Annotated in this window: 17 protein-coding genes; 10 read left to right on the top strand and 7 right to left on the bottom strand. The window is 40.3% G+C overall.

Annotation, left to right across the window (positions count from 1 at the left end):
• Positions 1–129: 129 nt before the first annotated feature.
• The 4 genes from CYP26_RS00405 to mscL form a co-directional block, all read right to left on the bottom strand.
• The gene (locus CYP26_RS00405) at positions 130–1,500 is read right to left on the bottom strand and encodes a multiheme c-type cytochrome (RefSeq protein WP_009294579.1); all 1,371 of its coding nucleotides are present in this window, start codon (positions 1,498–1,500) and stop codon (positions 130–132) included.
• Between the two features lie 9 nt (positions 1,501–1,509).
• Positions 1,510–2,082: a cytochrome c3 family protein gene (locus CYP26_RS00400; RefSeq protein ID WP_103629955.1), complete on the bottom strand. Its 573-nt coding sequence runs from the start codon at positions 2,080–2,082 to the stop codon at positions 1,510–1,512.
• Between the two features lie 120 nt (positions 2,083–2,202).
• The gene (locus CYP26_RS00395) at positions 2,203–2,841 is read right to left on the bottom strand and encodes a Crp/Fnr family transcriptional regulator (protein WP_103629954.1); all 639 of its coding nucleotides are present in this window, start codon (positions 2,839–2,841) and stop codon (positions 2,203–2,205) included.
• A 98-nt stretch (positions 2,842–2,939) separates the two neighbouring features.
• A complete protein-coding gene (gene mscL / locus CYP26_RS00390) occupies positions 2,940–3,347 on the bottom strand; it encodes a large-conductance mechanosensitive channel protein MscL (protein WP_009294582.1) in 408 nt (135 codons plus the stop codon).
• A 146-nt stretch (positions 3,348–3,493) separates the two neighbouring features.
• Between mscL and gltX the strand changes: the two genes are divergently transcribed.
• Genes gltX through CYP26_RS00375 form a run of 3 tightly spaced genes read left to right on the top strand, consistent with a single transcriptional unit; the run spans position 3,494 to position 6,706 of the window.
• Positions 3,494–4,789, top strand: a complete 1,296-nt coding sequence (gene gltX, locus CYP26_RS00385; RefSeq protein WP_103629953.1) for a glutamate--tRNA ligase — start codon at positions 3,494–3,496, stop codon at positions 4,787–4,789.
• An 8-nt stretch (positions 4,790–4,797) separates the two neighbouring features.
• Complete coding sequence (locus CYP26_RS00380; RefSeq protein WP_103629952.1) at positions 4,798–5,091, top strand: YggT family protein; 294 nt, start codon at positions 4,798–4,800, stop codon at positions 5,089–5,091.
• Positions 5,069–6,706 carry a lytic transglycosylase domain-containing protein gene (locus tag CYP26_RS00375; protein WP_103629951.1) on the top strand — a complete coding sequence of 546 codons (1,638 nt, stop codon included), beginning with the start codon at positions 5,069–5,071 and terminating at the stop codon, positions 6,704–6,706. Before CYP26_RS00380 ends, CYP26_RS00375 begins: the two co-directional genes overlap by 23 nt.
• Here CYP26_RS00375 and CYP26_RS00370 read toward each other — a convergent pair.
• Complete coding sequence (locus tag CYP26_RS00370; RefSeq protein WP_103629950.1) at positions 6,627–7,106, bottom strand: hypothetical protein; 480 nt, start codon at positions 7,104–7,106, stop codon at positions 6,627–6,629. The two genes, CYP26_RS00375 and CYP26_RS00370, sit on opposite strands and share 80 nt — an antisense overlap.
• A 121-nt stretch (positions 7,107–7,227) precedes the next feature.
• On the opposite strand from CYP26_RS00370, the gene mobB reads away from it, so the two are divergent.
• From mobB to CYP26_RS00345, 5 genes are read left to right on the top strand one after another with little or no spacing between them, the layout of a single operon-like run.
• The gene (mobB, locus tag CYP26_RS00365) at positions 7,228–7,707 is read left to right on the top strand and encodes a molybdopterin-guanine dinucleotide biosynthesis protein B (protein WP_103629949.1); all 480 of its coding nucleotides are present in this window, start codon (positions 7,228–7,230) and stop codon (positions 7,705–7,707) included.
• Positions 7,707–8,570 (top strand): class 1 fructose-bisphosphatase, encoded by an 864-nt coding sequence (locus CYP26_RS00360; RefSeq protein ID WP_002940090.1) that lies wholly within the window; start codon positions 7,707–7,709, stop codon positions 8,568–8,570. Before mobB ends, CYP26_RS00360 begins: the two co-directional genes overlap by 1 nt.
• Positions 8,570–8,788: a hypothetical protein gene (locus CYP26_RS00355; protein WP_002940116.1), complete on the top strand. Its 219-nt coding sequence runs from the start codon at positions 8,570–8,572 to the stop codon at positions 8,786–8,788. Before CYP26_RS00360 ends, CYP26_RS00355 begins: the two co-directional genes overlap by 1 nt.
• Before the next feature lie 15 nt (positions 8,789–8,803).
• On the top strand, positions 8,804–10,738 hold the full coding sequence (gene metG, locus CYP26_RS00350; protein ID WP_103629948.1) for a methionine--tRNA ligase: 1,935 nt from the start codon (positions 8,804–8,806) through the stop codon (positions 10,736–10,738).
• Positions 10,739–11,716: a ferrochelatase gene (locus CYP26_RS00345; RefSeq protein ID WP_103629947.1), complete on the top strand. Its 978-nt coding sequence runs from the start codon at positions 10,739–10,741 to the stop codon at positions 11,714–11,716.
• A 34-nt stretch (positions 11,717–11,750) separates the two neighbouring features.
• Here the strand turns inward: CYP26_RS00345 and hcp are convergent, their stop codons facing one another.
• On the bottom strand, positions 11,751–13,079 hold the full coding sequence (gene hcp / locus CYP26_RS00340) for a hydroxylamine reductase (protein ID WP_103629946.1): 1,329 nt from the start codon (positions 13,077–13,079) through the stop codon (positions 11,751–11,753).
• 219 nt (positions 13,080–13,298) lie between these two features.
• Here hcp and CYP26_RS00335 point away from each other — a divergent pair, with 219 nt between their 5' ends.
• Positions 13,299–13,943: a flagellar biosynthesis protein gene (locus CYP26_RS00335; protein WP_103629945.1), complete on the top strand. Its 645-nt coding sequence runs from the start codon at positions 13,299–13,301 to the stop codon at positions 13,941–13,943.
• Between the two features lie 56 nt (positions 13,944–13,999).
• Here CYP26_RS00335 and queC read toward each other — a convergent pair whose 3' ends face one another.
• Positions 14,000–14,698: a 7-cyano-7-deazaguanine synthase QueC gene (gene queC, locus CYP26_RS00330; protein WP_141090069.1), complete on the bottom strand. Its 699-nt coding sequence runs from the start codon at positions 14,696–14,698 to the stop codon at positions 14,000–14,002.
• A gap of 24 nt (positions 14,699–14,722) precedes the next feature.
• Between queC and ybeY the strand changes: the two genes are divergently transcribed.
• On the top strand, positions 14,723–15,160 hold the full coding sequence (gene ybeY, locus CYP26_RS00325) for an rRNA maturation RNase YbeY (RefSeq protein ID WP_103629943.1): 438 nt from the start codon (positions 14,723–14,725) through the stop codon (positions 15,158–15,160).
• Positions 15,161–15,172 lie beyond the last annotated feature (12 nt).

Here is a 15,172-nt window from a genome sequence, read left to right as displayed (position 1 = left end):
CGTATGATTTTATGATTTAAATTTATAAAAATAATTGTTAAAAGGTATTTGCTTTAGGATAATAACTAAAAGATAAAATTTTGGAATTTAAAAATAAAAAGGTGGGAAAATCTCCCACCTTAAAAAGCATTACTCTACTTTACCAGATTCCATTCTTTTTTTGTAGATCTTGCGAAGTTTTCTTATATCATTTTTAACTTCGAATACACCATGCCAGTGTGAGTAGTCAGGGCCACCCATTAGAGCGCCTTGTCTCATACGACGACCTTCATGGTGCCACATATGATAATAGACATCTTGGAATTCATCTGACCAAGCATCTTCTAGTAGTAGGTTTTTAGCTTTCAACTCTTCAAGCATCTTAGTTGCTTCAGCGCTATAAACGTTATAAAGCTCTACTTGTTTATCACCCATAATGAAGAAGTTATCTGTGTGAGTTGTAGAGTGGCAAGCTTTACAAACTAGTTTCATCTCAGCACGTGCTTTTTCAGGATCGCCACTTGGGTGACCTGCTAGAGGTGTTCCTATGTTTAGTTTGCCAGTTTTTTCGTAAATAGCAGCAGCTTGTTCATCACCAGCTGTTCTTAGCTTACTGCTGATGCCCCATAGGTTCCATTTTAGTCTTCTTGAAACGTTGTGAGTTGTTGTTGTTTCACCAACACCACTCATGTGGCAAGCTGCACAAGTTGGAGCTCTAAAGTCTGGTACATCCCATGTATCAGGAGCAGCATCAAAGTTCCATTTGTGAGCTTCACTGTTATAGATATGTCCGTGCATTGAGTTGTTAAAGATCTCAATATCTGGGTGATCAGGTCCAAGGTGGCAAGATGCACAAGCAGCTGGTTTTCTAGCTTCAGCTACGCTAAATGTGTGCGCGCTGTGACATGATTTACAGTTACCTACGCCACCATCTGGATAAACATTGCCTATACCATAGTTTGGCCAAGTCTCTTTTGTAGGTTTGTGATCAGCGTCTAGTTTGATGACGGTTCCGTGGCACTGAGAACAACCAGTGGCATCTGGAGCCATTTTAAAGTCAGGATGATCTGCTCCCTCATAGTGATACATTAGTTTCACCATTGCAGGATTAGCATACATTTGCATAGCAGCTCTTGCGTGACCGCTCTTTACTAGTTCATCAACTTCGTTTTCGTGGCACTTAGCACAAGTTTTTGGGCTAACTAGCATTGAAACATGGTTGTTAGAATCTTTTGGATGCACCTTAACTGAAGCCATAGGATTATCTGCATTTACAGAGTGGCAATCCATACAACTTACGCCAACGTGAGCGTGGCGACTATTTTTCCAATCGGCAACTATGCCGGGTGTCTCTTTAGCGTGGCACTCAACACAGCTTTTTGATAAGTCTGACATTTTGTGAGCAACTTTAATGTTTTTTACAACATTAAGGTTTAAAGCGTCAGATTTATTTGCATCCATGTTTGCGGCAAAGCCAAAAGACATTAGACAGGCTAATAACATTAGCGACTTTTTAAACATCTCTCCTCCTTACTTGGTTTTATTGTTTTCTTGTTTTTTAATTGCTTCAAATTTATCCATTTGTAGTCCTAAATTTTTGTGACCAACATGCTCATGGCAATCAACACATGATTTTTTATTAGGATTTCCAAGAACGAAATAATCTCTATGTGGCAAAAATGATTTACCAGCTTGAATAACATTTTTTAAATTTGAGTGGCAAGTCATACAACCACTATCATAGACAAAGTGAGATGCATGCTCGCGTTTTTTACGCCAGTCGATCTTGTCTGTATCTGTAAAAAATGTCTTATAGCCATCATTTATCGATACTTTAAGTTTTGTAAGTACATAGGTATAGGCACTTGTATGATTTAGGTGACAGGCTGAACATTCAGCTTTTATGCCAAGCTTGTTATTGCCGCCGTGTACATCTTCATGATATGCAGCATTCATAGGATCCATCGTGTGACACATGGTACAGACAAATCCGCTACCAGTCGCATGAAGTGCATCAGCTATGCCCATAGAAGCGATAAGGCCGATTACGATGCCTATTATCACAGATGACCAAACAAAAAATTTCTTCTTAACTTCAGCCAAAATTTCCTCCTGAATTTATCAATATATCGTAAATTTTTACGAAAATTTTAGACGAATACTATCCAAAAATATATAAATTTTTTCTTTAAGTAAATGAAAATATTTATTTGATATTAACTTTCAATAAGAATAAATTTCTTGTAGCCCACCTACATTTTTCTCTAGAATTTGGTTCTTCTCATCAAGTTTTACCAAACCATTTGTTTTAAATTTATTTAAAATTCTCGAAAAAGTTTCTGGAGTCATATTGAGTATTAATGAAATTTTTGTATGCTTTAGTTCATTAAATAGATCTTCATGATCTAGAATGAACCTAGCCACCTTCTCTTCAGAGCTAAGTATTAGTTCTTGGTGGAGTAAATTTGTAGTGATCCTTATCTTTTGAGCCATTGATTTTAGAAATTTCATGCAAATTTCTGGCTTTGTTAAAAATTGTGCTTCAAATTTTTCATAATTTATCTTTAAAACCTCGCCAGAGATAGTAAAAATGGCGCTTGCTGGATAAGGGATATTTTCAAAATTTACGACTTCAGCTACAAAATTCATAGGTGCAAGCTGATGGATAAAAATTTCCTTGCCATTTGCCGTAGTTTTATAAAGCTTAACTGAGCCAGTTATCAAAAACGTAAGCCACTTTGGCTCCTCGCCTTCTATAAATAAAAACTCGCCTTTTTTATATTTTTTAACAACACTGATTGCTTCAAGTTTAGCTAGGTCCTCTGCGTCAAGGCCTTGGAAAAATGGGATTTGTTCTATCATATTTTACTCGCTTTTAAGATAAAAAAGCATTTTAGCATAAAAAATAGGACAAAATTTAACGGATTTCAAAGGGAGCTTTCTCCCTTTGATTAAAAAATTTATTTTTTTAGAAGATCTCTGATCTCAGTCAGAAGTGCTATATCAGCTGGAGTTTCAGGCTCTGCAGGAGCTGCCTCTTCTTCTTTTGGTAGTTTGTTTTTAAGTGTATTTAAAGCTTTGATGACGCAAAAAATACAAAACGCAATGATTAAAAAATCAACCATTGTTTGTATAAATGAGCCATAGTTTATCGTAACAGCTGGCGCACCTTCTGCAGCTTCTTTTAGTGTTAGCTTAAGATCAGTGAAATTTACACCGCCTGTTATAACGCCAACCACTGGCATGATAATATCGCCAACCAGTGATGAGACAATCTTTCCAAATGCTCCACCGATAACAACACCCACTGCCATATCTATGACATTTCCGCGCATCGCAAATTCTTTAAATTCGCTGATAAAACTCATTCTTTCTCCTGTTTATAGTTAAATTTTCGTGCGGATTTTATAAAAAATATGCTTTGCTTAGCCTAAAAATTTAAAATTACATAACTTTAAATTTATCAAGCTAGTGTTATAATCCAAACTTCAAATTTAACGTAAGGAATGAGCTTATGTATCGTTTTGCACCCTCTCCAACAGGAGATATGCACATAGGAAATTTACGTGCTGCTATTTTCAACTATATTTGTTCTTTGCAAGATAAAAGTGGCTTTATTTTACGCATAGAAGATACCGACAAAGAGCGAAATATCGAAGGAAAAGAGAAAGATATCTTAGAAATTTTGAGCAAATTTGGCATAAAACCAGAGCAAATTTACATCCAAAGTGAAAATTTAAAATTCCACAGACAGCTTGCATCAAAGCTACTCATCGACAAAAAGGCCTTTGCCTGCTTTTGCACAGAAGAAGAGCTCGAAGCTAAAAAGCAAAAAGCAAAAGAGCAAGGCGTGGCATATAGATATGACGGCACATGCGAGAGGCTAAGCGACGCTGAAGTTTTAAACTGCGAGAAGCCATTTGTCATCCGCATGAAAAAACCAACACGCACGATGAGCTTTACAGATGCGATCAAAGGCGAGCTAAGCTTCGAGCCAGACGCAGTTGATAGCTTTGTCATCATGAGAGCGGATAAGACTCCAACTTATAACTTCGCCTGCGCGGTTGATGATATGCTAGAAGGCGTCACCTTTGTCATACGCGGCGAGGATCACGTGAGCAACACACCAAAGCAAGACCTCATACGCGAGGGACTTGGCTACACCGGCAAGATGAACTATGCGCATTTGCCTATCCTTTTAAATATAGAGGGCAAAAAAATGAGCAAACGCGAGAACGAATCAAGCGTAAAATGGCTCTTTGAACAGGGATTTTTGCCTGAGGCGATCGCAAACTATCTGATACTTCTTGGCAACAAAACTCCAACTGAAATTTTTACGATAGAAGATGCAGTAAAGTGGTTTGATATAACCAAAATTTCACGCTCGCCCGCTAGATTTGACGTGAAAAAGCTTGAGCAGATAAATAGAGAGCACATCAAACTTGCCTCAAAAGAGCGCATAAGAGAGATCTTTGGCGTGGATGAGAGTAAGGTTGAGCTAGTTAAATTTTACACTCAAGAGAGCTCTCTAGTGCCTGAGATAAAGGCAAAAGTAGAGGCTATATACTCACCAAAAATAGCTCCAGATGAGTATAAAAACGAATTTGAGATCATAAAAGAAGCAGCTCGTAATTTAAAAGCGTGCGAAACATTTGATGAGTTTAAAAAAGAGCTTATGAGCGCTACAAATTTAAAAGGTAAAAACTTTTTCATGCCGCTACGTGCGCTGCTTACAAACGACCTTCATGGCCCTGAGCTAAGCGAGCTCTATCCGCTGATCAAAGATGATCTAGGCAAAATTTTAATCTAGGAGCAAAAATGATACTTTCGACACTATTTACAGCGATCGCAAACATCTTAAGCATCATCGTCAATGTCTATACGTGGATCATCATCGCAGCAGCGCTTGTTAGCTGGGTCAAGCCTGATCCTAGCTCGCCGATCGTGCAGCTACTTTACAGACTGACTGATCCTGTTTATAGCTTCATTAGACGCTATATAAAAACAGAATTTAACGGCATCGACTTTGCCCCACTCATCGTGCTTTTGGCACTTCAATTTTTAAGTCAATTTCTAATAAGGCTTTTATTTGTTTTTGCTGCGTCACTTTAGTATCCTCTCTTTAGCCTGCGTTGCTCTTTTAGCTAAAATTTACACCTACGAGGAGCTAAAAAACGAGCCAAAAAGCCTTGCAAAAGACTACTATATAAACCGCCTTATAAACGAGGGTAGCTACACAAAAGAGCAGATAGTTGAGCTTTCACGCGACATTTTTAGAAAAAGTGGCTTAGTTCAAAAATCAATCAACAAAATTTTACCTCCAAAAGCAGCCCCTAGCAAATGTCCTGGCATAAACGCAAGCAACATCACAAGTGCTAGCTTGGCTTGCCAAAATTTACTAACAACGATGAGCTTTTCTCTAAAGCTTGATAACCAAACTCGTGAAATTTTAGCGGCAAATCTTGCAAGCACAAATCCAGAAAAAGCCAAAATTTTACTTGCGTTGAATGAAGTAAATCCAGCTCAGGCATTTGTAAATTTAAACGATACAAAGAGCTTTTTAGAGCTTTTTAACGCTTCAAACCCACAAAGTAAAAATGCCCTTTTTAGCGCAAGCTTTGAAGCAAATTTTATGAACAAGCTCTACATGCAAAAGGGCTTTACAAATTTATTAAACGACGTCGTGTTTAATAAAAAATATGAAAGCTTTAGAAGAAATTTACTTAACATAGATCCAGCTGTCACTGAAAAAAGCGACGCATTTACGCTTGGGCTAAACGCTATCTTGCTTGGTCAAAATGACGTTGCATTTAGCTTTTTCACAAGAGCCAAAAGCACTTTTGATAGGGCTTGGCAAAGGGATAATGCGACCTTTTGGCTCTATCAGATAAGCAAAAATGAGAGCTTTTTAAAAGAGCTAAGTGCTAGCAAAGATGCAAATATCTACTCACTTTATGCAAGAGATTTGGTCGGTGGCGAGCCACTTGAGGTGATCGTGCCAAGGCCTAGCAAGCAAAATATCGAAAATTTTGATGTAAGCGATCCATTTTTATGGAACAAAACCGCAGCCCTTGCAAAGGATATGAACGGCACGCAGGCAAGCGAATTTGCGATGAGATTTTACACAAACGAGAGCATCGGCGCATACGCATACTTTATGCAAAAGGCGCATGGCTGGGAGAAGCAGTACTTTTTGATGCCAAACTCGCCTGAGCTCGAGGGCATAGAGTCACAGCGCAAAGCGATGATATACGCGCTAGCAAGGCAAGAGAGCCTCTTTATCCCAAGCGTCGTCTCGACCTCTTACGCCCTTGGCATGATGCAGTTTATGCCATTTCTTGCAAATGCGATCGGCAAAAAAGAGCTAAAAATTCCAAATTTTGACCAAGACGATCTTTTTAAAACTGATGTTGCATTTAAATTTGCAAATCACCACCTAAACTACCTTGATAAATTTCTTTTTCATCCGCTCTTTACAGCCTACGCATATAACGGCGGTATCGGATTTACCAAAAAGCTCATCACAAGAGATGATATGTTTAAAGAGGGAAAATTTGAGCCGTTTTTATCGCTAGAATTTGTCCCTGTTGCAGAGACTAGAAACTACGGCAAGAAGGTGCTTGCAAACTACGTGATCTATAGGGCGCTTACTGGTTCCAGTATAAAGATTTCGCAACTTTTCGAAAATTTAACAAAACCTGCTTTGACTGATAAATTTCGAAACTAAGCGCAAGGTCATCGCTTTGCTTACTTGGTGCGGTCACTTCATAATAGACCGCCCAAGGCATAGAAAATCCAGCAAATTTAAGCATCTCGTCATTGTCAGCAAGCAGCCTTGCATTTGTGGCATTTGAGTCGCCATTTACCTTTATGTTGGTTAAATTTTGTGCGTGCTCTTTTGGGTTTATGGCTACTAAAAAGTGCTCTTTGTTCTCGTCTAAATTTGAGTTATATATTGGATTTAGATAGGTTGCGATTATAAGCGTTCTATCGGTGCCATCGATGATCTCGCTCTTGCTTGTGTAGGCTAAGAGCTCATTTTTTAGTGGCTCATGCACAATCACTTTTTCGCTAGCGCAGCCAAATATCATCAAAATAAATGCAAAAAATAGTGTAAATTTTCTCATAAAAATCTCTTAAAAGGTTAAATTTTCTCGCATTTTAGCATTTTATTTTTTAAATTTCACTCATAAATTTTAAAGCCAATATGAGCTATAATCGCAAGAAATTTTAACGAAAAAGGCTCTTATGAAAAGACTTGCCATTGCTTTTTCTGGCCCTTCAAATAGTGGAAAAACGACGCTTATCTTAAAAGTCGCAAAAAAATTTATAGATGATGGGCTAAAGGTCGTTGTGGTCAAGCACGACCCAGGCGACAAGGCCAAATTTGATGTTGAAGGCAAGGATAGCTTTAAATTTTCCCAGGCAGGAGCCGACGTAGTCGTGATGAGTCCGACTAGAACGACTTATTTTTCGCAAAGCTCGCAAAGCATAGACGAGGTCATAAGGATGATCGGCGAGTTTGACATGCTCTTAGTCGAGGGGCTAAAGACGCTACCACTGCCAAGACTAAGCGTCTTTAAAGGCGAGATAGATGAAGCTTATCTTAGCTTTTCAGACGCGATCGCTACTTATAAAAAGCAGATCCCATACGAGATCACCAATCTAAATTTAGACGATGTAGACGCCATTTGTGCGTGGATAATCAAAAATGCAAAGGCTGTATAATGCAAGAACTAAACCAAATTTTTAACACAATTAAAGATATCGCAAAAGAGATAAGCGAGGTCATAAAATACGCCGATCTTGGCTACACAACTCACGAAAATGCAACAGGCGACACCCAGCTAAAGCTTGACGTCAAAAGCGACGAGATCATCACAGCTAAATTTAAGCAGCTTTCATGCGTAAAAGCGCTAATTAGCGAAGAAAAAGAGGACGAGCTTGAGATAAACAAAAATGCTAAATTTATCATCGCTTACGATCCACTTGATGGCTCAAGCTTAGTTGATGTAAATTTCGCCGTTGGCTCGATCTTTGGCATCTACGAAGACGAGGTAAAACCAGAAAATTTAATAGCCGCAGCTTACAGCATATATGGTCCAAGGCTTGAACTTGTAATTGCTGAGAAAAAGGGAGCTTTGCCTAAATTTTACAGGCTTGGTAAAGATGGCGAGTTTAAATTTGTAAAAGAGCTTGAGCTAAAAGAAAAAGGCAAGCTAAACGCCACAGGGGCTACGCAAAAAGGTTGGAGCCAAACACATAGAAATTTCATAAACGAGCTATTTAACGAGGGCTACAGGCTAAGATACTCTGGTGCGATGGTAAGCGACTTGCATCAAATTTTACTAAAAGGCGGCGGCCTTTTTAGCTATCCTGCAACGAGCGATCATCCAAACGGCAAGCTAAGGGTTGTCTTTGAGGTGCTCCCTTTTGCCTTTATATATGAAAACGCAAAGGGCGCAACCTCAAACGGCAAAAATCAAACACTTTTTGATATAAAAATAGAAAAAATTCACCAAACTACGCCTTGCTTCTTTGGCTCACGTGATGAAATTTCTCTTTTGCATAAATTTTACGAGCAAAAATAATGCAAGAAGCACAAGCAAACGAGCCACTTGACGCATTTGAGCTAGCCCTAAAACAAAAGGCTAAAATCATGCAAGAGTGCCAAGAGCAAAAAGGTCGCAAAAGCTGTTTTAACTGCGAGGCATTTTTTGACTGCGAGACGAGGATAGAGTATGTAAATAGCTGCTACAACTCGATGTCAAAAGGCAACACCGGCAGTGACGGCGGATTTGATTTTTAAATTTAAAGGAAAAATATGAAAGAAAAAGCTTATATAACCACTCCGATTTATTACGTAAATGACGTGCCACACATCGGCCACGCCTACACGACCATCATCGCTGATACGTTAGCTAGATTTAACCGCTTGCAAGGCAAAGAGACCTACTTTATGACTGGCACAGACGAGCATGGTCAAAAGATCGAGCAAGCAGCTCGCGCTAGAGGCAAGACGCCAAAAGAGTACGCAGACGAGATCAGTGCGAAATTTAGATCGCTTTGGGATGAATTTGAGATAAGTTACGACCATTTTATAAGGACAACCGACGAAGAGCACAAGCAAACCGTGCAAAATGTCTTTGAAAAGATGCAAGCAAACGGCGATATATACAAGGGCGAGTACGAGGGCTTTTACTGCGTTAGCTGCGAGACATTTTTTAACCAAAGAGACCTACTTGAGGACAACCGCTGTCCAGACTGCGGCCGCGTGACATCTTTAGTTAAAGAAGAGAGCTACTTTTTCAAGCTTTCAAAATACGAAGACGCGCTTTTAAAATGGTACGAAAACGACGAGCTTTGCGTCATCCCAAAGGGCAAGAAAAACGAGGTCGTAAGCTTTGTAAAGGGCGGACTAAAAGACCTCTCTGTGACAAGAACGAGCTTTGACTGGGGTATAAAGCTACCAAAGAGCGCAAACGATGACAAGCACGTTATGTACGTCTGGCTTGACGCACTCATAAACTACTTAACAACACTAGGATACTCAAGAGATAACGCTAGAATGGACTTTTGGCCGCATACGACACACATCGTCGGCAAGGATATTTTGCGTTTTCACGCAGTTTATTGGCCGGCATTTTTGATGAGCCTTGGCTTGCCACTACCAAAACACGTCGCAGCGCACGGCTGGTGGACGATAGATGGCGAAAAGATGAGTAAAAGCAAGGGCAACGTCATCAACCCAAGAGAGGTTGCAAACGCTTATGGACTTGAAAATTTCAGATACTTTTTGCTTAGAGAGGTGCCGTTTGGACAAGATGGCGACTACAGCCAAAAAGCCTTGATCGAGCGCATAAACTCAGAGCTTGGCAACGGACTTGGCAACCTGCTAAGCCGTATAGTAGGCATGAGCGCAAAGTATAGCGACTATAAAATTGACTCAAAAGATGTGATCAAATTTCATAAAGCCGAGCTTGATGAGGCGAAGAGCTATCTTGATGAGGCGATTAAAAATTTAGAAAATTTAGCGACAAACCGCTACTTAGAGGATCTTTGGAAGGTTGTAACTCTGGCAAACGCAGCCGTTGCGAAGTATGAGCCATGGTCACTTGTAAAAGCCGGCAAAAGTGACGAAGCAAACGCGCTTGTGGCACTTTGCGCAAATTTACTTGCAAAAGTGGCGATACTGCTTAGCCCAGCTATGCCAAAAACTTGCGCCAAGATAGCTGACACGCTTGGCTTTAGCATAGATACGGCTTCTTACGATAGCCTTGTATTAAAAAATGAAATTTCAAATTTTGTGGCAAAAGCCACTGAGCCACTCTTCCCAAGGATAGAAAAAGAGCTAATGGGCGAGGCTAGCAAGCCAAAAGTAGAGCCAAAAAAAGAGGCAAAAGCTGAGCCAAAAGAGGAGAAAAAAGAAGAAGGTATCATTAGCATCGATGACTTTGCCAAAATTGTGATAAAAGTAGGCGAAGTGCTTGAGTGTGAGAGGGTTGAGGGTAGCGAGAAGCTGCTTAAATTTAAGATAGATCTTGGCGAGGAGCAGCCACGTCAAATTTTATCAGGCATCGCCAAATACTACGAGCCTAGCTCGCTTGTGGGCAAGCAAGTTTGCGTTTTAGCAAATTTAAAAGAGCGAACGATGATGAAAAAATATGTCTCACAAGGCATGATCCTAAGCGCATCAGACGGCTCGCTAACGCTTCTTGGCACGCAGGGCAAGGTCAAAAACGGCGCGATCGTTGGCTAAATGACGATAGAAAATTTAACCCACATAATAAATGGGCAAATTTTAAACAACCCAAGCATCTCAAGCGTGACTAGCTTCGCGTTTGAGGCTAAAAATATAAAACGAGGCTACGCTCTCATCGCCACGCAAAGCGATCAGATCGCACCTGCGATAAAGCAAGGTGCCTATGCTATCATCAGTGAAGATGACATCACGCCAAGCGACGATGAGATAGCCTTTATCAAGGTAGCAAGCCTGCAAACGGCTATCATCAAGCTCATGCGCTTTGAGGCGATCCACAAAAATATCAAATTTTGCGCGGTCAATCCCTTTATAAAAGCGCTTTTAGAGAAGTCGCACCTTGAAAAAAACGCCCATGTCATACCTGAAAATTTAACCGAGCTTTTTTATAAAATTTTCCATGCAAATTTGTTTGACACATTTTTTAGCGACGATACGAGGATACTTCAAAGGCTCTCGCTTCTTTACGAGACGGCCTGGACTGACACAAACATAAGCGTGCTAAATCCAAGCTCGATCTTTTTTACAACGCTCATTTACGATGACAAATACTATCAAAATTTAAGCATTCCAAGGGTTTTTGCTGGGATGTTTTGCGGACTTCTTGGCTATCTTAAGAAAAATAATATCGGCTTTAAAGTGACAGAGAGCAGAATTTCATCGCACTTTGACCCAGTCTTTATCGACAAAGACTTTAAGCCAGTTGGTTTTGGAAGTAGCTTTAGAGCGGTGATAGCTGAAGAAGACGAGGAGCTATTTTTAACTGAAAGTATATTTCTAAGGCGAAATTTCAGCGAAAGCGAGCTTAAATTTTGCCTGCCAAAAGATAGCACGCTAAAGGTTGAAAACGCCATTTTTTATGAAAATTTGGACGAAATAAAAGAGCTGCAAAATTTCGTCTATGCCCTTGTGCTTTGCAAAAAAGAGGATCTGCTTGATAGCTTAAGTCAAAGCAAAGAGCAAAGCGGACTCTTTTAAATTTAGAGCCAGAGCCTAAGCCCTGGCAGTTTTTTTACTCACCTAAGAAATATTTTAGATCAGCTTGCGCGTCGCCACTAATTGGTCTAACGTTAAATTTATCCACTAAGAAATTTATGATCTCTTCATTGAAAAATTTAGGTAAGCTAGGTCCTACGTTGATATTTTTGATACCAAGGCTAAATAGCGCTAGCAAGATGATGACCGCTTTTTGCTCCATCCACATTAGCACGATAGAAACTGGTAGGTCATTTACTGCGATGCCTGTTGCCTCGCTAAGCGCAAGGGCGATTTTTACCGCGCCGTTGCTGTCGTTGCACTGACCAAGGTCGATGTAGCGTGGTAGCTCGGTGCCTGGGACGTTGCCAAAGTCAATGTCGTTAAATCTAAATTTACCACAGCTTGAAGTAAGTATCACGCAGTCTTTTGGAAGGCTAGCAGCTAGCTCTCTATAGTACTCACGTCCCTTGCCAGGCGCGTCACAGCCAGCGATCACGAAAAATCTGCGGATCTTGCCAGTCTTGATCGCGTCTAGAATTTGAGGGGCTAAAGTTAGGATAGTCTTGTAGTGGCCGCCAGTTACTAGGCTCTCGTCGCTATCAAAGCCGCTAACGTCGCCACAGGCTAGTGCGCACTCGATAAGTGGTGTGAAGTCGTCGTTTTCGATGTGTTTTACGCCATTTGTGCCTGCGATCGAGTAGCCAAATAGCCTATCAGCGTATGTGCAGTTTGAGCGTAGTGGCACGATGCAGTTTGTGGTCATTAGTATCGCGCCTTTAAATTCGTTAAATAGCTTAGTTTGGTCAAACCACGCCTTGCCGACGTTGCCTTTTAGGTGGCTGTACTTGCGTAGTTCTGGGTATCCGTGAGCTGGAAGCATCTCTGAGTGAGTGTAGATGTTGATGCCCTTATCTTTTGTCGCTTCAAGTAGTGCTTTTAGAGCGTGCAAATTGTGTCCGCTTACTAAGATCGCCTTGCCCTCGACCTTGTTTTGGCTCACTTTTACTGGTGTTGGGATGCCAAATTTAGCCGTGTGAGCCTCGCTTAGTAGGTTCATCACCTCAACGCCAGCACCGCCTACTTCAAGAAGCTGCTTGATGTGCTCATTGAAGTTGAAATTTGAGTTTGTAAGCGTGAAATAAAGCGTATCAGCCATAACGCGATCAACGTTGCTAGTATCAGCGCCAAGCTCGTGTGCGTGGTGGCGGTATGCGCTAAGGCCTTTTAAGCCAAAAACCATCGTATCTTGCAAAAGTGCTAGTGTGTCACTCTTGCCACAGGTGCCCATAGGCTGGCCCTTTGCACCGCATCCATCCTCAGCGCTCATCTCGCACTGATGGCAAAACATCTTCATATCTTTCATTGTTTCTCCTTGTAAATTTAAAAATTTAAGCGGATTTTATCCTAGGTGGCTAGCCATTTTGGTTGATAGCAGTCAAGAAAAGTTAAATTTAAATTTTAGTTATTAAATTTAAGGTTTTATGATTATGGATATCAAAATATAAATTTGAAATTTTGTCACAAAGAGTTAATAAAATTTAAAAAAAACGATTTACATTTAAATTTTATTTAAAGGATGAAAATGAAAAATTTATTACTAGTGGTATTTGCTGCCTTTATGCTTTGTGGCTGCGCTCCAAAGGGGATATTTGTGAGCTTACCAGACGAGCAAGCACCTTCAAGCATTAGCAAAAAGACAAAAATTTACATCGAAAGCGTCAAAGATGTGAGAGCCTTTGAAAACGACCCAAAACAAGCAAGCACCCCATCTTTATACAAGCACAATGTAAATGAAGTTAGCGCAAAAGAGAAACAAAAATACATCGGCAGAACTAGAAACAGCTATGGCAAAGGGCTATGGAACGTCATTTTAGAAAATAAACAAAGGACAACTAGCGTAGTAAGGGCGCACATCGAGGATGCCTTTAGAAGCAATGGCTACCAGGTCATAAAAAATGAAAACGAAATAGACAAGGATACGATAAGTGTCAATGCAAAGATAGAAAAACTTTGGACTTACTTAACGCTTGGTGCGGTAAAAGTTGGTCTAAATGCCGATATAAGCACCACTTTAAGCGTAAATAACAAGGAGCTAAGCACGGTTGTAAAACGCAAAGAGGAGTATCTTTTGGTAAATCAAAATGACTATGCAAATATCATAAAAAGCTCTCTAGCTGAGTACAAAGAGAAGCTTGCTAAGCAGATAAGCGAGCTAAATTTAGAATAAATTTTAGGCTAGCTACTAAATTTATAGTGGCTAGCTTTTAAATTTCAAGGCAAATTTCACTTTTTATAAGGGATTTTATCAACGGCGTTTGCTTTTTTAAAGCCATTTAGCCTTAGCCTGCAACTATCACAAAGCCCGCAAGCCTCGTCCTCGCTCTCGTAGCAGCTCCATGTAAGCTCTATTGGTGAGCCAAGCTCAAGCGACTTTGAGACGATATCAGCCTTGCTTAAATTTACAAGCGGTGTGACGATCTCGCAAGAAAAATCAGCCGACGTGCCTAAATTTATCGCCTCGTTTATGCTTTTTATAAAGCTCTCTTTGCAGTCAGGATACCCAGAGCTATCCTCCTCGACCACGCCTATGTAGATCGCCTGCGCCCCCTCTTTTTCGGCAAGCGCAGCAGCGATAGAGATAAATACGCCATTTCTAAACGGCACGTAGGTGTTTGGCACGTCCTTGCTAACGCCATCTTTTCTTATCTGCAGACTCTTATCCGTTAGCGAATTTCCGCCTATTTGAGCGATGAAGCTAACGTCTAAATTTATCTTTTTAACCACACCAAGACGCTCACATATCTCGTCAAACGCGCGCTTTTCTCGCTTCATTGTTCTTTGTCCGTAATCAAAATGAAGTGCGACTACATCATATCCAGCCCTTTTTGCCATCACAGCGCAAAGCGTGCTATCCATACCGCCGCTCATTATACAAACTGCTTTTTTCATATTTTGCCCTTTAAATTTGCTAAAATTATACAAAAATTTACTAAGGACAAGCCAAAAATGATACTTTGCGAAGAGAGTTATCCTGAAATTTTAGATCAAATTTGCTCATATCTAACACCTGGTGAAGTTGAGTTAATTTTTATCAACAAAGATGAGATGAGAGAGCTAAATAGATCTGAGCGTGGTATAGACAAAACCACCGACGTCTTAAGCTTTCCCCTTGAGCTCATCGTCCACGCCCCACTTGGCTCAATCGTCATAAACAAAGATATGGTAAAAGAAAAAGCCACCGAGCTAAATCACAGCGAAGATGCCGAAACTGCGCTACTTTTTACACATGGCTTGCTACATATCTTAGGCTTCGATCACGAAAAAGACGATGGGCAGATGAGAGAGAAAGAGTGCGAGGTAATAGCTAAATTTAACTTACCAAAAAGCCTAATCGTAAGAAGCGAAGATGTTAGGCTCATTGATCTTATAAACAAAAAGGGCTGATAAAGCCCCCTA

The organism is Campylobacter concisus, assembly GCF_002913225.1.
In the GTDB taxonomy this organism is placed as follows: Bacteria; Campylobacterota; Campylobacteria; order Campylobacterales; family Campylobacteraceae; genus Campylobacter_A; species Campylobacter_A concisus_J.
Note: the sequence above shows the minus strand (reverse complement) of the source record. Positions and strands in the feature narration are given on the sequence as shown.